11 protein-coding genes and 6 pseudogenes are annotated in these 20,877 nt (G+C 52.8%); 10 read left to right on the forward strand and 7 right to left on the reverse strand.

Annotation, left to right across the window (positions count from 1 at the left end):
• Positions 1-79: 79 nt before the first annotated feature.
• Entirely contained in the window at positions 80-970 is an 891-nt protein-coding gene (locus CS369_RS12370) for a LysR family transcriptional regulator (protein WP_196907321.1), read from the reverse strand.
• Between the two features lie 209 nt (positions 971-1,179).
• Here CS369_RS12370 and CS369_RS12375 point away from each other — a divergent pair, with 209 nt between their 5' ends.
• The 3 genes and pseudogenes from CS369_RS12375 (at position 1,180) to nhaC (ending at position 4,563) form a co-directional block, all read left to right on the forward strand.
• Entirely contained in the window at positions 1,180-1,878 is a 699-nt protein-coding gene (locus CS369_RS12375; RefSeq protein ID WP_196907322.1) for a type 1 glutamine amidotransferase domain-containing protein, read from the forward strand.
• Positions 1,879-1,958: 80 nt separating this feature from the next.
• Positions 1,959-2,957 (forward strand): LacI family DNA-binding transcriptional regulator, encoded by a 999-nt coding sequence (locus tag CS369_RS12380; protein ID WP_196907323.1) that lies wholly within the window; start codon positions 1,959-1,961, stop codon positions 2,955-2,957.
• Positions 2,958-3,113: 156 nt separating this feature from the next.
• Positions 3,114-4,563, forward strand: a pseudogene (nhaC, locus tag CS369_RS12385) (Na+/H+ antiporter NhaC).
• A 148-nt stretch (positions 4,564-4,711) separates the two neighbouring features.
• On the opposite strand, the gene CS369_RS12390 reads toward nhaC, so the two are convergent.
• Both CS369_RS12390 and CS369_RS12395 read right to left on the reverse strand, forming a co-directional pair.
• Positions 4,712-6,085: a bifunctional diguanylate cyclase/phosphodiesterase gene (locus tag CS369_RS12390; protein ID WP_196907324.1), complete on the reverse strand. Its 1,374-nt coding sequence runs from the start codon at positions 6,083-6,085 to the stop codon at positions 4,712-4,714.
• A gap of 113 nt (positions 6,086-6,198) precedes the next feature.
• Positions 6,199-6,918 (reverse strand): GAF domain-containing protein, encoded by a 720-nt coding sequence (locus tag CS369_RS12395; RefSeq protein ID WP_196907325.1) that lies wholly within the window; start codon positions 6,916-6,918, stop codon positions 6,199-6,201.
• Positions 6,919-7,175: 257 nt separating this feature from the next.
• On the opposite strand from CS369_RS12395, the pseudogene CS369_RS12400 reads away from it, so the two are divergent.
• Positions 7,176-8,303 (forward strand): annotated as a pseudogene (locus CS369_RS12400) (iron-containing alcohol dehydrogenase).
• Between the two features lie 127 nt (positions 8,304-8,430).
• On the opposite strand, the gene ttrR reads toward CS369_RS12400, so the two are convergent.
• Both ttrR and ttrS read right to left on the reverse strand, forming a co-directional pair.
• On the reverse strand, positions 8,431-9,021 hold the full coding sequence (gene ttrR / locus CS369_RS12405; protein ID WP_196907326.1) for a tetrathionate respiration response regulator TtrR: 591 nt from the start codon (positions 9,019-9,021) through the stop codon (positions 8,431-8,433).
• Positions 9,022-9,063: 42 nt separating this feature from the next.
• Positions 9,064-10,680: pseudogene (gene ttrS, locus CS369_RS12410) on the reverse strand (tetrathionate respiration histidine kinase TtrS).
• A 259-nt stretch (positions 10,681-10,939) separates the two neighbouring features.
• Between ttrS and ttrB the strand changes: the two are divergent.
• The 5 genes and pseudogenes from ttrB to CS369_RS12430 all read left to right on the forward strand — a co-directional run bounded on the left by ttrB (position 10,940) and on the right by CS369_RS12430 (position 17,186).
• Complete coding sequence (gene ttrB, locus CS369_RS12415; protein WP_196907327.1) at positions 10,940-11,674, forward strand: tetrathionate reductase subunit TtrB; 735 nt, start codon at positions 10,940-10,942, stop codon at positions 11,672-11,674.
• A gap of 15 nt (positions 11,675-11,689) precedes the next feature.
• Positions 11,690-12,429, forward strand: a pseudogene (gene nrfD / locus CS369_RS12420) (NrfD/PsrC family molybdoenzyme membrane anchor subunit).
• Positions 12,354-12,659 (forward strand): hypothetical protein, encoded by a 306-nt coding sequence (locus tag CS369_RS25215; RefSeq protein WP_374191059.1) that lies wholly within the window; start codon positions 12,354-12,356, stop codon positions 12,657-12,659. The pseudogene nrfD and the gene CS369_RS25215 overlap by 76 nt, the downstream one beginning before the upstream one ends.
• Positions 12,660-12,690: 31 nt before the next feature.
• Positions 12,691-15,763, forward strand: a pseudogene (gene ttrA / locus CS369_RS12425) (tetrathionate reductase subunit TtrA).
• Positions 15,764-15,992: 229 nt separating this feature from the next.
• On the forward strand, positions 15,993-17,186 hold the full coding sequence (locus CS369_RS12430; protein ID WP_196907328.1) for an MFS transporter: 1,194 nt from the start codon (positions 15,993-15,995) through the stop codon (positions 17,184-17,186).
• Between the two features lie 59 nt (positions 17,187-17,245).
• Here the strand turns inward: CS369_RS12430 and CS369_RS12435 are convergent, their stop codons facing one another.
• Positions 17,246-18,181, reverse strand: coding sequence for a DMT family transporter (locus CS369_RS12435; RefSeq protein WP_196907329.1), 936 nt, complete (start codon positions 18,179-18,181; stop codon positions 17,246-17,248).
• A gap of 397 nt (positions 18,182-18,578) precedes the next feature.
• Between CS369_RS12435 and CS369_RS12440 the strand changes: the two genes are divergently transcribed.
• Positions 18,579-19,133: a TetR/AcrR family transcriptional regulator gene (locus CS369_RS12440; RefSeq protein ID WP_196907330.1), complete on the forward strand. Its 555-nt coding sequence runs from the start codon at positions 18,579-18,581 to the stop codon at positions 19,131-19,133.
• A gap of 26 nt (positions 19,134-19,159) precedes the next feature.
• On the opposite strand, the pseudogene CS369_RS12445 reads toward CS369_RS12440, so the two are convergent.
• Positions 19,160-20,365: pseudogene (locus CS369_RS12445) on the reverse strand (diguanylate phosphodiesterase).
• Positions 20,366-20,877 lie beyond the last annotated feature (512 nt).

Consider the following 20,877-nt stretch of genomic DNA (forward strand, 5'->3'; position numbering starts at 1 on the left):
ACCAAGGGCGATGCTGAGTTTTTCTCGCTCATCGTCCTTCAATAATGTGCGCAGCGTCTTTACCTCACCGGCTCTCCTTTTAAGCCGGGTTGCCCAGTCTGTGCAGCAGAATCTGTCGGGTGTGTGCCAGACGCGGCTGACGTAAAGCACTCGGCAGCCACACCAGGTTGTAACGAATTTCCGTGTCTCCCACCGGTGCTTTAAGACTAGCCAGCTTACCTTCATCAAGGTACGCACGGCACAAAAATTCCGGCATGACCGTCAAGCCAAATCCTTTACACAACAGGCTTCTCTGACTGCGTAAATCCTGACAGACCATTGTAGGAAGCAACGAGCTGAATTTTATCGGGTTTTTACCCAACCAGTGTTCGATCAGTGAAAGCTCAAGATTGTAAGCCAGCAGCGGCTCATTCAGTAAATCCCGGCCAAAATGTTCACTGCTATTCAGGCGTTCGGCAAGGGCTAGCGATGCAATCGCGATCACGCGATCGGTAAAAATGACATCCCCCTTTAATCGCGTATCGGTGACCGGATGCGCCGTGATACCCAAATCGCAGTGCCCCTCTATCACCATCTGGGAAACCATCGGACCATCTCTGGCATGCAGATGCACGCGAATACCACTTTTCAGTAATGGCAGCAGTTCCCCCGCCAATTTCTCTGCCATAAAGTCAGAATGACCAATGATCTGTAGCGTTCCCGCAACATCCATGGATCTTGCCCTTGCTGTGGCGAGCGCGGATTCAGCGTCATCCAGTTTGTTGCCGATATCCGCCGCCAGATCGTCAGCGACCACAGTCGGTTTAACCCCCTGCGGTTGGCGCTCAAACAGGGGCCTTCCGATGGCTACCTCAAGGCCGCTGATGTGCTGAGAGACCGCAGGCTGAGTCAGGTTCAACCCCCGTGCCGCCCCCGAAATCGAGCGGTGCCGGTACACCTCTATGAAAGTGCGTAGACGCAACAATGACATAGCTTACCCATAAATTAATTTATACCCCTGACAAAAATATCACGGTATCCATGGTTTCAGGCGTTTTAGTCATGCAAAACCGGTTGTTGTTCAGGACAGCGCCGGAATGACCAATCTTCGTCTTCGCGCACCTTATCAGGATAAAGCGGCTGTTGCCGAAGCTTTCCTGAACAACTAATTCACCTGTACCAGCACTATCGAGGTTAACAATGAAAATTTTAATGGTTCTGACATCCCATGCCGAACTGGGCAACACAGGAAAGAAAACAGGGTTTTGGCTGGAGGAGTTTGCCGCACTCTACTTTGTCTTTAAAGATGCGGGGGCTGAGGTGGTTCTCGCCTCCCCGGACGGTGGCCAGCCGCCGCTGGATCCCAAAAGCGATCTTCCTGAATTTCAGACAGCGCTGACAGCACGTTTTAAAGCTGATAAAGACGCACAGGACGCGTTTTCTCAAACGGTCAAACTGGAAACCGTATCTCACAAGGATTTTGACATCGTGTTCTATCCTGGCGGCCACGGCCCACTATGGGATCTTGCGGAGTCAGCAACATCGATTGCACTGATTGAATCGTTCGATCGCACCGGGAAATCAGTGACCTTTGTCTGCCATGCACCCGGCGTACTGCGTAAGGTTACCTCCGCGACGGGCGAGCTGCTCATCAAAGGACGTAACGTTACCGGCTTTACCAATAGCGAAGAAGAGGCGGTTGAGTTAACCCATGTTGTCCCGTTTTTAATCGAAGATACCTTTATTGCTGCTGGCGCACATTACCAAAAAGGTGCCGACTGGATGCCGTTCGTCGTGGAAGATGGCAATCTGATCACTGGGCAGAATCCGGCCAGTTCAGAAGCCGTTGCTGTCGCCCTGCTGAAAAAATTGAATAACGAAAGCTCAATGAGCCATTAAAAATTACAGGGTGCGATGTTGGGCTAGCGCAATTAACTATGATAACAAAGTAGCTCTCAATGCAATGACTGGGAGTTATCATGGCGACAATGAAGGATGTAGCCCGCCATGCGGGTGTTTCTGCGGCAACGGTATGCCGAGTGATCAACAACAACGTTTACGTTAAGCCGGTTACTCGCGAACGGGTTGAAACGGCGATGCGTGAGTTCAACTATCAGCACAATGTTACCGCACACGCCATGGCGAAAAGGAGTGGCAAGACGCTCGGGCTGCTTACCGGCAACCTGGATGATCCCTTCTTCTCACGTATGGCGCGGGGCATTGAGGATACCACGCGTAAAGCCAGAGTACAGTTGGTCGTTTGTAGCGGCGGGCATCGCGCCGAGCAGGAAAAAACCGGGCTTGATTTACTGATTAATCAGGGGTGTGAAGCCATTGTCGCTCATCTGCCCCGAATGAATGAAGAGGATATCTTGCGCTATGCGGCCCATACGCCTGCATTGGTGGTGATTAATCGCTATTTACCGATCATCGCCAATCGCTGTGTGTGGCTGGATAATGTCAGTGCCGCTCAGGCCGCAACCAATCAGCTCATTCAACATGGCCATCGGAAAATAGCCTGCATCACGGCAGATATTCCCATCGATGATAGAACTCACCGCGTCGAAGGCTACCGCAAAGCCATGGGCATCGCTGGGATTCCGGTAGCGGATGACTGGATCATCAGCGTTCCATTTAATGAACACGGGGGTGAGCTAGCAGCAGAGAAACTGTTACAGGCCGGGCTTAACTTCACTGCGTTGGTCACCTTTAATGATGTCATGGCCGCAGGCATCATGCGAACCTTTCACTACCATCAGATTCGCGTACCCGACGACATCTCCTTGGTGGGCTTCGATGACATTGCCTGGGCCAAATATCTGCACCCGACCTTGACCACCATGCATAATCCCATTGAGAAAATGGCACGCCGTGCCACGACGCTGGCGTTACAACTTAATGCCGGTATCGTCGGGCTACCACAAAACAATGGCTATTGTGCCGAGCTTATCCCTCGGGCATCGGTCAAGCAGGCTTAATTCCGCTTTTGTCAGCCCGGAGCAGGCCAGAAAAATGCGAATCGCGTCGCAGTGATTAAACATATGAAACCAGTTACACCCACAGCGGTCCGGGATCACATTTATGCTGCCTCACCCTAACTAGGCTGGCCTCTTCAATGCTTAAAGGAGTAAGAAATGAAAGCCAAAAAGGAGCTTAATCTGGGATTGGCACTGCTTCCCATCGTTGCCATGCTCATGTTGTTGGTTATTGGTTATGGTCAGTATAAATTACCGATCGAGTCGCTATTGTTGGTTTCGGCTGCCGTCGCTACAGCCCTTGCCTATTGGCAAGGCTACCACTGGGTAGACATCATAGACGCGATTGTCGCGAAACTGGCCAAAGCGATGCCCGTGATACTGATATTGATCTGCGTCGGTGGCATGATCGGAGCCTGGATGTTAAGTGGCACGATCCCTTACATGGTGTATTGGGGCCTGAAACTGATCAGCCCTCAATATATCGTTATCACAGCCTTTCTTATCACCTGCGCAACGTCGGTTTGCACAGGCACCTCGTGGGGCACCGCGGGCACCGTGGGGGTCGCGTTGATGGGCGTCGCCGCTGGCCTTGATGTATCTTTACCCGCCACGGCGGGTGCTGTGGTTTCAGGGGCCTATTTTGGCGATAAGCTGTCACCGCTGTCTGATTCCACCAATTTCGCCGCCATCGTCTCTGAAACCGATCTATACGGCCACATCCGCCATCTTATGTATACCACCCTGCCGAGCTTTGCCTTAGCCGCCGGGGTCTATCTGTTTTTTGGCTATACCCATCTCCCCAGCCACGCGGCCAATCTGGATAAGGTGAATCAAATTGTAACGTCGATAGCGAGTTTGTATCACTTTAACGCGATCCTGCTCGTGCCGCCCATCCTGGTATTGTGGGGTGCCTATCACCAAACGCCCTGTGATACCCGTTATGTTGGCAGCGTCTGTCTTGGCAATAGGGATCGGCGTAGGCCTACAGGGATTTACCCTGCAACAAGGGTGTATTTCATTGATTCACTGGTTCACCACATCAATGTTTGCCGCACAGGGTACAGAGGTAACCGGCTTGATCAGCGACATTCCCCGTTTGCTCGATCGTGGAGGGATGTTCTCCATTATGAGCACCATCCTCTTGGTGCTTTGCGCATTTTCCTTTTCAGGGGCCTTAACGTTGACAGGGGCCCTGACCGTAATCATTAACCGGTTGCTAAAGGCGATTCGCAGTGTGGGTCAGTTGATTGCGGCTACCGTGGCAACCACCCTATTGGTCACGGGAGCAACCAGTGACGGGAAGTTGGCGCTGCTTATTCCCGCTGAATTGTTTAAGGAATCTTATCTGCGTATGGGGCTGGACACCAAGAACCTGTCGCGAACGGTGAAGGACGTGGGTACAGTGACTGAGCCATTACTGCCCTGGACCTCGGCTGGGGTGTATATGGCCAGCACCCTGGAGGTTAGCACATTGGATCTTGTCCCATGGGCAATCCAATGCTATGCGGCGATCTTCTTCGCACTGATATACGGCTTCACCGGGTTTGGTATCGCCAGATTACCCCCCGTCGCCAGAACAGCACCGCAAGGCCTAAACCCGCTGTAATAAGGACGGTCCAAAATAATAACACCCAGCCATTGGGTCACACTGGCTGGGCACAAATTGAAGGTAGTGTTAAGGCAGGCAATTTATCTTATTCAAAACAGTATGTGGATCATCGTAAATACTCCCCTCTTTTACCCTAAAAGCCTGATTATGGATTAACCTTCTGCCTAAACGTCTGCGGAACAAGCCCGAATTTCGAGGCAAATGCTTGCGCCTCCAACGGCTTACCAAACCAATAGCCTTGTCCTTCCTGACAGCCATGCTGGCGTAAGTCATGCCACTGCTCTGCGGTTTCGATTCCCTCCGCAATCGTTTCAATCTCGAAATTACGGGCAATATCAAGAATGGCATAAGCAACAGAGGCATCGCGTCGTGAAGTGAGCAAATTTTGAATAAATGAGCGATCAATTTTTATGCGCGTTACCGGGTACTGATTTAGCATACTCAACGACGCATAGCCCGTACCAAAATCATCGAAGGCAATAGAAACGCCCATATCACGAATTTTTTGCAGTGTGTCCGACATGATTGAATCATTGTTATTATTCAGGGCGATATTTTCCGTTAATTCAATTTCCAGGGCTTCTGCGGGAAGACCGTGGCGTTTCAGCACGTCCGCGACCTCTGCGGCCAGATCCCCTGTCGTCAGTTGCACATCGAACAAATTCACGCCGATGCGAAAATCAGGTGCACCACACAGACGCCAATAGGCCGCCTGCACACAGGCTTCATCGAGGATCCAGAACCCCACGCTAACCGCCATTGGTCCGCGTGCTAATGTGGTTAAAAATTCCGAAGGAGGTAATAGCCCACGCTTGGGGTATACCCAGCGGATTAACGCCTCCGCGCCGGACAATGAGCCATCACTCAGTTTTATTTGCGGCTGATAAAACAATACAAACTCGCTGTTGTCCGTTGCACGTAATAGCTCCATGGCGTGATGGCGGCGCGCCATTGACTCCTGACGCAACTCCGGCGTAAAGATATAGAGTTGATTACGCCCTGTCCGCTTCGCCCTTGATAAGGCCAAATCGGCATTGGCAATCAGCTCCAGCGCTTCATAGCCGTGTTTCGGTGCCAGTGAAATGTCCCCACTGACCGTTATACTTATCGGACTGCCCTGTACCAGAATCGGCTGAGCGATATGCGACATGATTTGCTGGGCATAAAACCCAGCTTCAGCCTGTTCGTAAATATCCGGCAGCAGCACAGCAAACTCATCACCGCCAATGCGCGCAACAATCTGCGTTTCCTTGGTTGATGTCAGCAGGCGATGGGTGATTTCACATAAAATTTCGTCACCGGCAGCATGCCCAAAAGCGGCATTGACATCCGAGAAACCGTTAATATCAATCATCATGATGGCAGCATTAGGGTCTCGCAATACGGCGTCTTCGACACAACGATAAAAGCGGCGTCGATTTCTCAGCCCGGTTAGCGGATCGCAATCGGCACTGATGGCAATGGCCTTTTTATCCTGTCGATAACGCGTCATGTCTCGTAATGCGGCGGTAAACTGCAAATTGCCACCACAACATTCACAAAACAGCGATAAAACAAGGAACAATTTGCTGCCGTTTTTATGCCGTCCACTGACCTCAAAAGGCGGTGTTTCACTGCATGTACCGTCTGCAATTACACGGCGGATGGCGTTCCAGAATTCTGTATTTTCATCAATACCAAAACAAAAAGGCCGCTGATCACCAGTTCGGCGCTATCATCCTCTGCGTAGCCCCATAGCTGTGATGTCGCCTCGTTCCAACCGGTAATGCGCAAGGCCCGATCAAAGTGGATAACCGGTGCGTCCCCCGTCAATACCGTAGTGTCCATTTCGGCGCGATGTTCGCTGGCTACTTCAATGCGTCGCAGTTCAAGACGATCGGACGCCATTCTGGCCAGCTCGGTCAGGCGAGCGTGATCCTCAGCGGTAAAGTTTTGGTGGGGACTGTTATCCAGAATACACAACGCACCCAGTGCGTACCCTTCGGGGGAACGTAACGGCACACCCGCATAAAAACGGATATGGCTCGGCCCGGTCACCAAAGGATTATCATGAAAACGCTCATCCCGTTCGGCGTCACGCACAATCATACCGTTTTCGGTCAGAATGGCATGCGCACAGAAAGAGGCATCTCGGGTCATGTCAACAGACCCATCACCCAACCCATGGCTCGCGGCAAAGAACACACGATCGCTGCCGATCATATTGACTGCGGCAATGGGCATATCGAACATACGGGACGCGATGCGCACGACTGGCGACAAACTGGATAAGGTAGCTCCAGGATCAAGCGCATATTCGCAGAGCGCTTTCAGTCTTTGTGGATCATCATCAGGAATACTCGGACACTTCATAGAGTCTCCTTAATACCAAACCATACAGAAAATCTTACAAAAAAACGTTACAGAGATAAGCGTAGGCCAAAATTGCATAATTCCGCCACCCCTACACTTTTTCATCGCACGCCAGCAGGCATCAAGACTGTGAAAATTTTCTGCCATGTTGAGCACAATTAAGCAATTTGGCTTGTGAACCGCTTGAAAATGGATACATTACTTATTTTAATGAGCCGCACAGGTGTGTGCAGGTTGACGCGATAAAGGAGTTTTCAATGCCCCTGTCATTTTCTGTGGTAAGCCCCGGTGAAATTCGTTTTGGACGCGGAGAAGCTGCGGGTGCCGCCACCTGGCTGGCCGCGCGCGCAACACGTCCTGCTGGTTCAGGGATCCAACCCGCAACGCGCCGCTTTTCTTGTCGACAAACTTCATGCGGCACAGGTGCGCGTCAGTACCTTCACGATCGCTCACGAACCCACGCTTGCCAACATTGAACAAAGGGTTGAACTCGCGCGACAGTATGGGGTAGATGCCGTTGTCAGCCTTGGCGGCGGCGCGGTTATCGATGCAGGTAAAGCAATCGCTGCACTGATGAAAGCACACGGGCCGCTGATTGACTATCTGGAAGTGGTCGGTAATGGCCGAATACTGGAGTCAGCCCTCTTAACCTTCGTTGCGCTGCCCACTACCGCCGGGACAGGTGCCGAGGTAACCAAAAATGCCGTTATCAACGTTCCTGCGCACCGTCGAAAAGTCAGCCTGCGTGATAACCGCATGCTGCCAGACCTCGCCATCATTGATCCAGTTCTGACAGACAATACGCCTCGCAGTGTGACGCTCGCCTCTGGGCTGGATGCCTTGACGCAGGTGATTGAACCTTATATATGCAATCGCGCAACGCCTTACACGGACGCTCTGTGTCGAGCCGCAATCCCGCAGGGCATCAGCGCGTTAATGCAATTGATGAAACAAGAATGTCCACAGAGCCGGGATACCATGGCGTGGGTAAGCCTGTGTGGCGGTCTGGCGCTGGCGAATGCCGGGCTTGGCGTTATTCATGGCTTGGCGGGTCCATTGAGTGGATTATGCGATGCCCCAAACGGTGCACTATGCGGTAGTCTGCTCCCCTTTGGCTTGATGCTGAATAATGCCCATGTCACCGATCCAACGTTACTGGTACGCTTTGATGAAATACGCCGTTGGTTTGCCAGTGCGTTCGGTGTTCCTCCGATGCAGGCCTTCGAGGCACTCCGCGACTGGCGTCACCAAGCTGGTTTAGGCTCACTCAGGACGCGTTGCAATCCGCTGCGTTGGCGGCCAGCAGTGCATCATCCATGAAAGCCAATCCAGTGCAGTTAACCTACGATCAATTACTCGGTATGTTACAACTGGCTTGGAAATAACGCGTTTGTAATAACGCAGGCCAAACACGATAGTGGCGTTTATACCTTGGCAAGTGCGACCAGGCTTGCCTCGGATCTCAAAACAAAGGAATTACTGATAACCCCGCGCAGACGGTTAATCTGGCGGCTATGCCAGCGCGGTTTTATAGAATTTGTTGACCAGACTGGCAAGGCTGTCCGCCTGCATTTTCTCCATCACGCGGGCGCGGTGCACTTCAACGGTGCGCAGCGCAATATGCATCTTTTCCGCGATTTCCCGATTGATCAGCCCTTGCACCACATAACTGGCCAGTTCCCGTTCTTTAGGCGTCAGTTCAGCGTAACAGCATCGGATCTGGTGGCATACAAACAGGTCGGTAGAGACGGTAAATGCCTGGGCCAACGCGGTGGTCAACGGCGCAACGGCGACCGGCTTTTGCAAAAAATCCACGGCCCCCTGTTTGATTTGTGTGACCGCCATCGGCACATCGCCATGCCCGGACAAAAAAATCACGGCCAGCGTGCTGCGCTGTTGCCGCATGGCGGCGTAGACCTGCTGCCCATCCATTTCCGGCATGCGCATATCCAGTAACACGACGCCGACGTCATGCAGTGCGGCCTGCGAAAGAAAGGGCTCCGCGCTGTGCCAGCAGGTCACGCTATAGTCCATACTCTCTAACAAAAACTGGCATGCCTCGGTCACCGCAACGTCATCATCCACCAGGTGGATCATTGGCATTTATTCTCTCCGTCAACAATCATGAAGCGTAGCGCATATCCCCTACGTATTTTTGGGACTGAGACGGTTTTCCAGCGTAATCTCGCTGTCGCATTGCCGCATCAAACGCTGGCAAATCGCCAGGCCTAACCCCATGCTCGTTGCTTTGCTGGTGGTAAACGGCGTAAAAGCCTGACTGAGTGCATTATCACTCATGCCACCCGCATTATCCTGAAGTTCAAGCACCACGGTGGCCTCATCACGCCACCCGCAAAGCCAGATATCCTGTGCGCCTGCCTGAGCCGCATTCAGCATCAGATTCGCCAAGACCTGATCCAGCAACACGGGCGGCAGCCTCAGCGTCAAGTCATTATCGACATCCAACCAGAGCCGAACCTGCGGGTATTGTTGTTCCATGCGCAACAGGTGCCAGACATGCTGTGCCGCCGTAGTCACCGCCACCGATTGCCAATCCCCTGCTGCCGTTCCTTGTGATTGGGTCATCCACATGCGTAAATTATTCAGGGTGTCACCGCCGCGTTGCGCTTGAGCGTCAATATGTTCCAGCGCCGGGATCAGCGGATGGTGTGCATCCACATTGCGTAAACGAATCAGCACCCCTTGCGCATAGTAGCGTATCGCCGCAAGCGGCTGGTTTAATTCATGAGCAAAACCGGATGCCATTTCGCCCAGCACGCTCATTTGTCGCGCCGTAGTCAAGGCCTGTTCCTGCTGATGCAATTGCGCACTGGCCGTTTCCAACTGCTTGCCACGCCGTCGTACCAGCAGCATCACCCAGACATAATTCACAGTCAGTACCGCCAGTACCATTGCCAGGATGCTCATCGCAAGCTGGTGCTGAATCAGCCAGCTTTTAATATCCAGCCATAAGCGCCGCTGTTCCGGGTGTTGATTCACGTCACGCAGTAACGCTTCAACCTGGTTGGTGGAGGCTGGCGCACTCCATTGATATTCCGCCGTCTCGGGCGCATTCAACAATGCGCGCGCCACGCGATCGACCAGTACGTTATCCACCTCAGGAAAAGCGGCAAACGACCAGTTGGGATAGAGCGCCGTGCTGGTTACACACGGAAAGGGCTGCGCTTGCGCCAGCAACGGACGAAATTCCGCCTTGTTGATCAGCCCCTCTTCATCCATGTTTTCTAACAAGCATACCGGCACAATCGCGGCCTGAATGGCGCGCTCACGCAGCAGATACAGCAAGGCATCCGCAGGGAACCCGGTAAAACGCAGTTGGAAATCGTGTTCCGGCCGCAACCCGGCGTCATTAAGCACTTTATAACCTAATAAATAGCCACCAAACGCCTGTGTATCAATCGCGCCCACTGTTTTTCCTATCAGCGCTTGCGGGCTGACAATATCACTGTCACGCCGTACCAGAATGGCGCTGCCAATAAGGTTCCCGCCCTCCATGCCTCCGCGCCGTGAGCGTAACGACGCCAGCCAGCGCAGATGATAATGGCTGTTAAGCTGGACAAATTGCGCCGGATTGGTCACCAGAAATTGCACACTTCGCTAGTTGACGGCCTCGGCCATTTGCCGCAAATCCAGCGGCTGAATATGAAAGCGTTCTTCAGGAATCGCGTGGTTTAACATCTGTTCCAATGCTTGCCACTGCTCCCGGGTATTGGCCTCACCGCGCATGGCTAAAACCCCCACAGTTCACTCTCCCGCCAGCACCATTGGGCACAGCAGCAGGCACAACACCGCGACCACAACCTGTTTCACCCCACCTCCCAAGCAATGCCCCTGTCGTTATTGTTGTTTTAGATCAACAACGCTTCGGGTATGTGGTTAACCACAATAGAGCCATACCCGCCGCCATTTTACACTGTAAATCATCGACATTGTTAATTCATCGCTCACCGGCTGACAGAGTGACACAGGTTACGCCGTTACGACGTGATGGGAGAACACCATGGACAGCAGTAAACGACAATTTCTGCAAAGTATAGGCATGATTACCGCAGGTGCATCGCTGGTTCCACTGGCACAGGCTGGAATGACATTAGCCCCTCTGCGCAAAGGGGGCTCCCATAAACATCGCTATGCGATGTTTATAGACCTGCGCCGCTGCATTGGCTGCCAGTCTTGCACCGTCAGTTGTGCCATTGAAAATCATGCCCCGCATGACGCCTTGCGCACCCATGTTAGCCAGTATCAGGTGGTGTTAACCGAGACACACTCGGTCACCAATGTGCTATTGCCGCGATTATGCAACCACTGCGATCAACCGCATTGCGTGCCCATATGCACGGTGCAAGTCACCTTTCAACGCGAGGATGGCATCGTGGTAGTGGATAACACACGCTGCGTTGGCTGTGCCTACTGCGTACAAGCCTGCCCTTACGACGCACGTTTTATTAACCATGAGACCCAGACCGTAGATAAATGTACGTTTTGCGTTTATCGCCTTGAAGCAGGATTACTGCCCGCCTGCGTTGAGTCTTGCGTCGGCGGCGCTCGCATCATCGGCAATCTGCGCGATCCCAACAGCAAAATCAGCCGCATGCTGGCACAACATCACAGTGACATCAAGGTGTTGATGCGGGAACAGGGTACTGCGCCTCACGTGTTTTACCTCGGCCTTGATGAGGCCTTCGTCACCCCACTACTGGGGCGTGTGCAGCCTGCACTGCATCAGGAGGTTTAAATGACATAACAGATTATGATCGAAAAGTTGGTCACTCAGTCTCAATCCATCACCTGGTTACCCTGGGCCGTACAGTATTTCTTCTTTATTGGCATTGCCGCCTGCGGCGCGCTGTTTGCCTGCGACCTACGCTGGCGTGGCGATGCCCATAGCGCACGGCTGGAAAATATCACGCTCATCATTACCCTGACCTGTGCCATTACGGCCCCCTTGGCACTGACCGCCGATCTGCACCAACCCGCGCGCGTGTGGCATTTCTACGCCTATCCAACACCCTGGTCATGGATGCCGTGGGGGCGGTGTTTTTACCGCTGTTTACCCTGTTACTCGGACTATGGTTTATCGCAGTACAATACAACACACAGACAGGAAAATCGTTTGCTGCCACGCGCTGGCTGGCGCTCTTCAGCGCACTGGCCGCTATCGGATTGCTGATCTACACCGGCAGAGAAGCCTTTGTTCTTAAAGCGCGGCCAATATGGTTTAGCTATGCCTTTCCCATCACCCTATTTCTGAGCGCACTGCAAACACTGTTCGCTTTACTGATTTTCGCCATACGACAAGACGACCTGTGGCGACGCCGATTAGGGCGCGCACAGCTTTTGTCGCTCCTCGTATTAGCAGGCACCGTTACGCTTTGGGCAACTGGCGATACTGTCTCTGGCAACGCGGTTCGCCTTTGGCTGACAAACAGTGCCTCCGCGCGCCTGTATGCCAGTGCATGGGGGCGCTGTGGTTATGCACAACGGTGTTAGCCATCGCGGTAAGCTTTCGGGCTCGGGCAACGCGCATCCTGCTGTACGGTGTCTGCTGTACCATGGCCCTCGCCTGGCTGATTCGTTGGACACTGCTGATTCAGGTCCAAACCGTTCCTAAATATAACGCGCACCTCATCCCTTATACGCTACCGAGCACCACCGATGGCCTGCAAGCCCTTATCGGCACCTTTGGACTCTGGGTAGCACTGCTGATTATGGTTCGATAAGCCCTCGGCTGGCTCGCAAGGAGAAAACAACATGGCTAAATTGACACGGCGCCAGTGGCTGAAAGTGGGCCTGACGATCGGCGGACTTTCCGCGTTTGGGTTAAGCTATCGCGATGTCGCAAAGCGCGCCATTGATGGTCTAATGAAGGGCACTTCGGGCACCATCACCCGCGATCGTATCGTCGGTAATGCGTTGGAGCCGGAAGGGCTAGCCCTGAACGGTTGGCAAGCCAATCCACAACAAACTGTATCGATGACACAATGCTTCGGCTGCTGGACGCAATGCGGTGTGCGCGTCAGGCTCGATCGGACATCGGGGAGAGTACTGCGCATCGCGGGCGACCCTTATCATTCGCTGTCGTACGAACACCAGATCGACGCGGCCATCCCGATGGCTCAGGCGCTGGCTCGTTTATCCGGCGAAAGCGGCCTTGATGGGCGTTCTACCGTCTGCGCCCGTGGTGCCACCCAGGTAGAGAGCCTTTACAGCCCGCTGCGTATCCTCGAACCGATGAAGCGCGTTGGCAAGCGCGGCGAAGGTAAATGGCAACGGATCAGTTTTGAACAGTTGATCAATGAAATTGTCGAAGATGGCGATCTGTTTGGTGAAGGACAGGTTGACGGTCTACGCACCATCCATGCGCCCGACACTCCCATCGATCCGCGCCATCCCAGCTACGGACCTAAAACCAATCAGCTACTGGTGACAAACGCCGCTGATGATGGGCGCGATACCTTTCTGCGCCGTTTCGCACAAAACAGCTTTGGCAGCAAGGACTTCGGGGCACACGGTGCTTACTGTGGCCTCGCCTACCGCACCGGTTCAGGCGCCCTGTTAGGCAATCTCGATAAAAACCCGCATGTAAAACCAGACTGGGACAACGTCGAATTTGCGCTTTTCATGGGCACGTCTCCGGCACAATCTGGTAACCCGTTTAAACGTCAGGCCAGGCAGTTAGCCAGTGCAAGGCTGCGCGCAGCGTTTCGTTACGTGGTGGTCGCCCCGGCACTGCCATTAACCACCGTGTTGGCAGACGATAACGGCCACTGGTTGCCAGTCAATCCCGGCAGCGATGCAGCGTTAGCCATGGGGATGATCCGTTGGATCATTGAAAACCAGCGTTATCAATCCACTTACCTCGCCATTCCCAGTGTGGCGGCGATGCAGCGCCAAGGAGAAAAGAGCTGGACCAATGCTACGCATCTGGTCATCGTTGATGAAGATCACCCACAAGCAGGCCAGCACCTCACCACCGCACACCTCCGCGACGACGGCACAACCCCGGCCATACCCGTCGTGGTTGATGCCAACGGTGCGCTGGTTGTGGCGGATCGCTGCGATACGGCGACGCTGCTGGTGCATCAGCTGGTCACCCTGCACGATGGACGTCAAATGACGGTGAAAAGCAGCTTCCAGCGCCTGAAAGAGGCGTCGGAGCAGATGACATTGGCGGCATACAGCACGCAATGCGGTGTGCCAGTTGCACAGATCCAGCAGCTTTCGGAAACCTTCACCCGCTATGGGCGCAAAGCGGCAGTTATCACCCACGGCGGCATGATGGCGGGCAACGGTTTCTATAAAGCCTGGGCGACCATGATGCTCAATGTGCTAATCAGTAACATGAGCCTGTCTGGCGGCGTACTCCTCGGCGGCGGTCAGTTCAACGGCGTCAGCGACGGGCCGCGCTATAACCTGGTCAGCTTTCCCGGTCAGGTCAAGCCGAAAGGGCTCAATATTGCGCGCAGCAATACCGCCTATGAAACCTCCGATGAATACCGGGAAAAAGGTCGCCGCTGGCGTCTCGCCCTGGCCGGTTAAAGCGCCTTGGTATCCGTTCGTTGCCGGGCAACTGACGGAACTGCTCAGTTCCGCGTTGGAGGGTTATCCCTACCCGCTCAAGGCCTGGATTTCCAACATGACCAACCCGATGTACGGCATCCCAGGCTTACGCGGCGTCGCGGAAACCCGCTTGAAAGATCCGGCGCTCTTACCGCTGTTTATCGCCATTGATGCCTTCATGAACGAAACCACCGCACTGGCAGACTACCTGGTGCCCGACACCCATAATTTTGAAAGCTGGGGATTCAGCGCTCCCTGGGCAGGTGTAGCCAGCAAAGCCTCCACAGCACGTTGGCCCATCGTCACGCCAGCAACCGCAAGCACTGCCGATGGGCAAGCGATCGGCATGGAGGCCTTCTGTATTGCCGTAGCAAAACGGCTCGATTTACCCGGTTTTGGTGAAAACGCCCTCAGTGATACGCAAGGCAATCGCTACCCGCTGCATTGTGCAGAAGACTATTACCTACGCGTTGCAGCCAACATTGCTTTTGCCGGTAAAGCACCGGTAGCCGCCGCGACGCAACAAGATATTCAACTGTGCGGCGTCGATCGCATCATGCCGTTGCTTAGACAAACGCTTCGCGCCGATGAAGTTGACCGCGTGGCGTTTATCTACACGCGCGGCGGCCGCTTCGCCCCCGATGCCAGCGGACGCGTTGATGACAGCGTGGGTAATCGCCTGGACACACCGTTGCAAATCTGGAACGCACAGGTCGCTTCTCATCGCCATGCCATTACCGGTGAACGCTTCAGCGGCTGCCCAACCTGGTATCCCGCACGCTTATCCGATGGTCGCGCCATTGAACAGCTCTACCCTGCCACTCACTGGCCATTAAAGCTGATCTCGTTTAAATCCAATACCATGGCTAGCGCGTCTGCGGTGATCCCACGGCTACATCAGGTTAAGCCAAGCAATTTGGTGGCACTCAATCCAGCGGATGGACAGCGTTATGGCCTGCAACACGGCGATCGGGCGCGCATCACTACGCCAGGCGGCAGCGCCATCGCCCAGATCAGTCTATTAAGCGGCGTCATGCCCGGCGTTATCGCCATTGAACACTGCTATGGGCATAAGGAAATGGGCGCGGCGCAGCATTATCTGGACGGTGTTGCACTGCCCGTCAATCCGCAGGTAGGCGCAGGGATCAATCTCAATGATTTAGGTTTTACCGATCCTACGCGCCAGATCCCCAATACCTGGCTTGATTGGGTTTCTGGCGCATCGGTGCGGCAAGGGTTACCCGCCACAATCGCACGCCTGTAACGCGGCAAACACGCGGGTCATTCATCGCACCCGCGTGTTTTCACCTCATGGCATAACAAATAAAAATACCTGATAGCTGACAACCGCAGAGGGATATGCAACACTCTTTCGTACAAATGTACGACACGCAAGAAACGATTATTGGTGGTGAATATTCATTACCGGTCAATAATCACACTCACTGCTGTGCGTACTGTGCTACCCGATAATGTGAGCAAGGTTGGTTGTTATGTCTTCATCCGTTCTACGCCAGAAAATGGCGTTATTTTCTCTGATGTTTTTGCCCGGCTTTGCCTGGAGTTCCTGTATCACCCGAACGCCGTTGATACGAGATACGCAGCATGCGTCTACTGAAGTTTTCGGATTGATTTTGTTTGGTTTTTCCTGCGGCTCCATGGTGGGAATACTCTGGTCAGGAAAACTGATCAACAAGTACGGCATTCGTCGCGTTACGCTGGCGGATTTTATGCTGCTGGCTATCGGTTTCCTGCTGCTGGCGGTAGCACTTTTACTGGCAAATCAACCTGTCGCGTTTTGTGCGCTGGCGCTGTTTGGCATGGGGCTGGGCATGATTGATATTGGTTTAAATATTGAAGGTGCCGCGTTTGAACAGCATATCAAGCAGGTCATCATGACCACACTGCACGGTTTTTTCAGCCTGGGCACGCTGGTTGGCGCGCTGATCGGCATGGGGATGACCGCACTGAACATCAGCATCAACCTCCATTTTGGCATAATTATTGGCCTGACTGCGCTGACGCTTGCATTGCAATTTACCCATATGCCGTGGGCAAGCACCCTTGTGGCAGAGCAGCACAGTGAAAACCGCAGCTATAAAGCGCAGGTGATTCATGAACTGAAAGACACGCGTCTGGTACTTCTGGGCGTAGTGATTTTAGCGATGGCGCTGGCGGAAGGTTCTGCCAATGACTGGCTGCCGTTGTTGATGATCGATGCACATGGTTTCAGCCATACATCAGGCTCTCTGTTCTTTGTCGGGTTCGCCGCAGGCATGACCGTCGGGCGCTTTGCAGGCGGTTACATCGTCAACCAATTTGGCCGCACTGCCATTCTCAAATTCAGCGCAGTTTCAGCCGCCGTGGGGTTGGGGCTGATTATTTTAACCCACACACAGTGGCTCACGGCCCTCGCGGTTATTTTGTGGGGGATTGGCGCATCGTTGGGTTTTCCACTCACTATCTCTGCCGCTGGCGCGACGGGTGAAAACCGTGCGGTGCGCGTTACCCTTGCAGCCATTCTCGGCTACATCGCTTTTCTCGTTGGGCCGCCAGCGCTGGGGTTTATCGGCGAACACGCCGGGCTGCGTATCGCCATGCTGCCGGTATTGTGCATGGTGATCCTGGCGTTTTTCTGCACCTCTGCCGCCAGTGAGAAAAAAGCCCCGTTAAAGCATCCCGCGTGATGCGTTTTGGCCTCACCGTTGGTGCTTCTTGTTGGCACCAACGGAAACCGAGGCAATATTTATCTCAATGACGGCCGCCATGCCTGGCGATTGACCATACCGATACCGGCACACACCAGCACCAGCGCGATGGCATAGCGCCATTCCAGCATTTTCTCGCCCAAAAACAGCGCAGAAAGCAGCACGCCAGCAACCGGGATCAGGAAGTTAGACGGTGCAAGCACACCCACTTTGTTGTATTTCAGCAGTTGGCTCCACAGTGCAAAACTGACCGATGAAATCAGCACCAGATAAAGCAATACCATGCAGGCTGTGCCGCTTTCGACACGAATATTGCCTCCCAACAGGTAGCCCGCCGCAATCATGACTACGCCACCAAGGGTCAATTGGTAGCCCGTCATCATTGTTGCGTCCATGGCAGCAGAAATACGTTTACCGTAAATGCTCGCCGCAGAGATTAAAAATGCCGAAATCACGATGAAGCCATCGCCCATCAGCGTAAACGTGAAATCGCCCAGCCCGTTGATATTCACGATGGCAACACCCATAAAGCCCACCAGGCAGCCGACACTTTTATTGATGCTTAATTTGTCATTGTTGTACAAATAATGTGCCAACAGCACGCTGAAAAACGTCTGAGTGGCATTCATGATCGACCCGTTAACCCCAGTGGTGTGTGCCAGACCAATATAAAATAGCGTGTATTGCACAGCAGTCTGGCTTAAACTCAGGATAACCAACTGTTTCGGTTGGCCCGGCAGTAGTTGCGTCAGAGAACACCCGCGTACTTTTGCCAGCAATAGCAACAAGATGCCTGCAATCGCAAAGCGGTAACCGGCGAAGAGCAGTTTCCCCGGAATATCGGCATCAGCGATATGAAAAAGCGCATAACCATTTTTTATTGCCGGATAAGAACTTCCCCACAGCAGGCAACAGAGTGTCGCAAGCAAAAATACCACTTTCTTATTGGTATAAAATGCAGCTACGTTATTCAAAGCAGTCTCCTTCCGCGACTCTCAACGTCAATATCCTAACGACCAACGCATTTCTGAGCCTTGGTTTCGAAATAGTTCGGATTACGGGTCCAGAATAAAGACTCCTCTAACGGTTCAACAGCAACATCTTTGAATAAAATTCCACGACATGCCATTTAAAAAATAACAATAACAATAAGATTATTAATGTTTTTATATAAATGGAAAAATTTTCATTTATAAGTTTGATGAATCTCACAGACTGAAATAACGGGTGAAATAACTGTATATCGCCTGTTATCTAGAATGAAATACTAACGACATCGATTATCGCCTCATAGTGCCGGATAGCGTAGAATGCAGCAGTGTTAATTATTACTACGTCAGCGCATCCGTAATGGGGAATAAGGAGCAGAATATGGCCGTCTCGTGCGATCGGGAGGACAATAGCACAGATACGCGGACCAGAATCGCCCAGGCAACGTTAAACGTGATCCTTGAGCACGGCGTGCGTGGGGCAACCTATCGCCGGGTCGCGGCGCAGGCGCAACTGTCACCGGGAACGTTGACGTACCGTTATAAAAGTATTGATGCCCTGCTTATCGACGCGTTCATCGTTATGATTGACGAAATCTCTCACGCCTTTCATCAGCGTCTGGCACAGGCTGAAGACATTGACAGCGCCTGTGAGGCTGTCGCCGATCTTATTTGCGGAAATATCTGGGCAACGCCGAACCACCTGACGTTAAGCTTTGAACTCTATGCACTAGCTTCGCGTCAGGAAGCCTACCACGCGCTGTTGCAGGAGTGGATGTCGCGCAGCAGAACTGCATTACACCGCCATTTTAACGAGGAAACGGCATGGACGCTGGATGTGCTGATTGAGGGGTATACCATTCATAACTTTTTTAATCGCCACCCCATGAGCCGGGAAAAAATTTTGCAAGCGATCGCCCGACTGGTGCGGGAATAATATTTCGGGCAATACGCCTATCCCCGTCAGTGTGGCCAGCAAATCGCGGGCGCGCCATTGAGTTTAGGTTTGGCAAAAAGGAATCCCTGAAAACGCCGAATGCCCGCTGCTTCTAACCAGCACCACTCTTACACCGTTTCGACCCCTTCCGCAACGACACTGATCTCCAGCTCCGCGCAACATTTTACGATGGCCTGAACAATCACCTGCTTGGGCCCATGTGCATGGATATCCGTTACGATGCTGCGGTCGATTTTGATTTTGCCGGGCTGAAACTTCGCGAGCAGCGATAACCCGGTAAAACCGGCACCAAAGTCATCGATAGCCAGACCAATCCCCGTCGAACGTAATTGCCGGATAGCAGAGAAAAATGCGTCGAAACTGGAAATGACTTCATCCTCCGTCACTTCAACGATGACCTGTTCAGGCACCAGGCCATTGCGGTCGATCTGCTCCAGTAAAACATCAACGGCATTCGGCACCTTGACCAACGACATCGGCAGCAGGTTAATAGAAATTTTATGGTTGCCAATATTGATATTTTTCGCCAGCGCCAGTGCCCACGCTTTGGAGGAAAGATCGGTTTCATGCAGTTTTTCGGGCGGAATCGACGCAAAATAATCCTGCGGCGATTCACCGTTCGGACCACGGATCAACGCTTCAAACGAGCTGATTTGCCCACGCAGCGGCTCAATAATGGGTTGCAACGCGAACTGGCAAGGTTGCCCTAAAAACGACTGTTCTGGAGGAGAGGTAAAAGGCGGCGCTTCTGACAAGAAGCCCCAAGATTCAGGTTCGCTGCTGTAGGCCAGCTGTTTCTTCCAGCGACCTTCCACAAAGGTACGAATAAATTTATAAACCCGGTCATCACTCACCAGATTATAGCGCAACGCGCCGGTTTTTATAACCGCTCGCAGTACGGTACCGGGCTTATCATAGCGTAAATCAAACAGCGCCATACCCATATTGATAAAACGGCGCTTCGCTGCATAATCACGCATCAACTCAACCACACCGTCATGACGAGGATCGTGGCAGATCGCGTCATACAGCTGATTCACGGCTTCGGGTTTACCTTCCAAAACCTGAAGAAAATGACTGCCATCAAAGATCAGAATGCCGGTCAGTTGCAGCGTCATATTACGCGCTTGAGACTGCGCCACTAACGCATCAAGCAGCGATAGATCAAATGTTCGGCTTGCACGGCTTCGGTAAATCAATGTAGACAGCATAAGACACAGGCTCTTAGAAAAAAAATAGGTATTTCAATCTTCCCACCATCAGGGAAAGACATAACAATAGGTAAGATACCAGACAAAGCGTTTCTCGCGTATCACCGTTTTTCCTAAACGCACTACGCTGCCCCCCGTATTCAGCGGATGATCGCGACTATAAGGTGTCCGCTAAAAGACACGTTCATGGACAAAGATTAGCAGCAACAAAATTCATCCTCCAGTTTTCAATACCCTGTATCACACCAATAACCCGTTGACATCAATGACTATGCCTGCAAACCGTTACCGATAGACACAGTAAAAAAGCGTTTCTTGCTAGTGTTGCGAGTACATCAAACCGGAGAAAGCATCACCACGCAAATCTTACCTTTAAATTACTCGGTATATTAACCCATTACAGGAAACTATCAGAAAACCGCTTAATCGATAAGCATTGCACATATACTGTGTTTATATGGGTCTTCGCCGATCATGGTGGGAGACTCATAACCCCATGTTTAACCTGCCGT

Origin of the sequence: Candidatus Symbiopectobacterium sp. 'North America' (genome assembly GCF_015762685.1) — a bacterium.
Lineage (GTDB): Bacteria > Pseudomonadota > Gammaproteobacteria > Enterobacterales > Enterobacteriaceae > Symbiopectobacterium.

Coding starts and splice junctions, on each gene's coding strand:
- CS369_RS12370 (WP_196907321.1), bottom strand. CDS start 970: ATGTCATTGTTGCGTCTACGCACTTTCATAGAGGTGTACCGGCACCGC.
- CS369_RS12375 (WP_196907322.1), top strand. CDS start 1,180: ATGAAAATTTTAATGGTTCTGACATCCCATGCCGAACTGGGCAACACA.
- CS369_RS12380 (WP_196907323.1), top strand. CDS start 1,959: ATGGCGACAATGAAGGATGTAGCCCGCCATGCGGGTGTTTCTGCGGCA.
- CS369_RS12395 (WP_196907325.1), bottom strand. CDS start 6,918: ATGAAGTGTCCGAGTATTCCTGATGATGATCCACAAAGACTGAAAGCG.
- ttrR (WP_196907326.1), bottom strand. CDS start 9,021: ATGCCAATGATCCACCTGGTGGATGATGACGTTGCGGTGACCGAGGCA.
- ttrB (WP_196907327.1), top strand. CDS start 10,940: ATGGACAGCAGTAAACGACAATTTCTGCAAAGTATAGGCATGATTACC.
- CS369_RS12430 (WP_196907328.1), top strand. CDS start 15,993: ATGTCTTCATCCGTTCTACGCCAGAAAATGGCGTTATTTTCTCTGATG.
- CS369_RS12440 (WP_196907330.1), top strand. CDS start 18,579: ATGGCCGTCTCGTGCGATCGGGAGGACAATAGCACAGATACGCGGACC.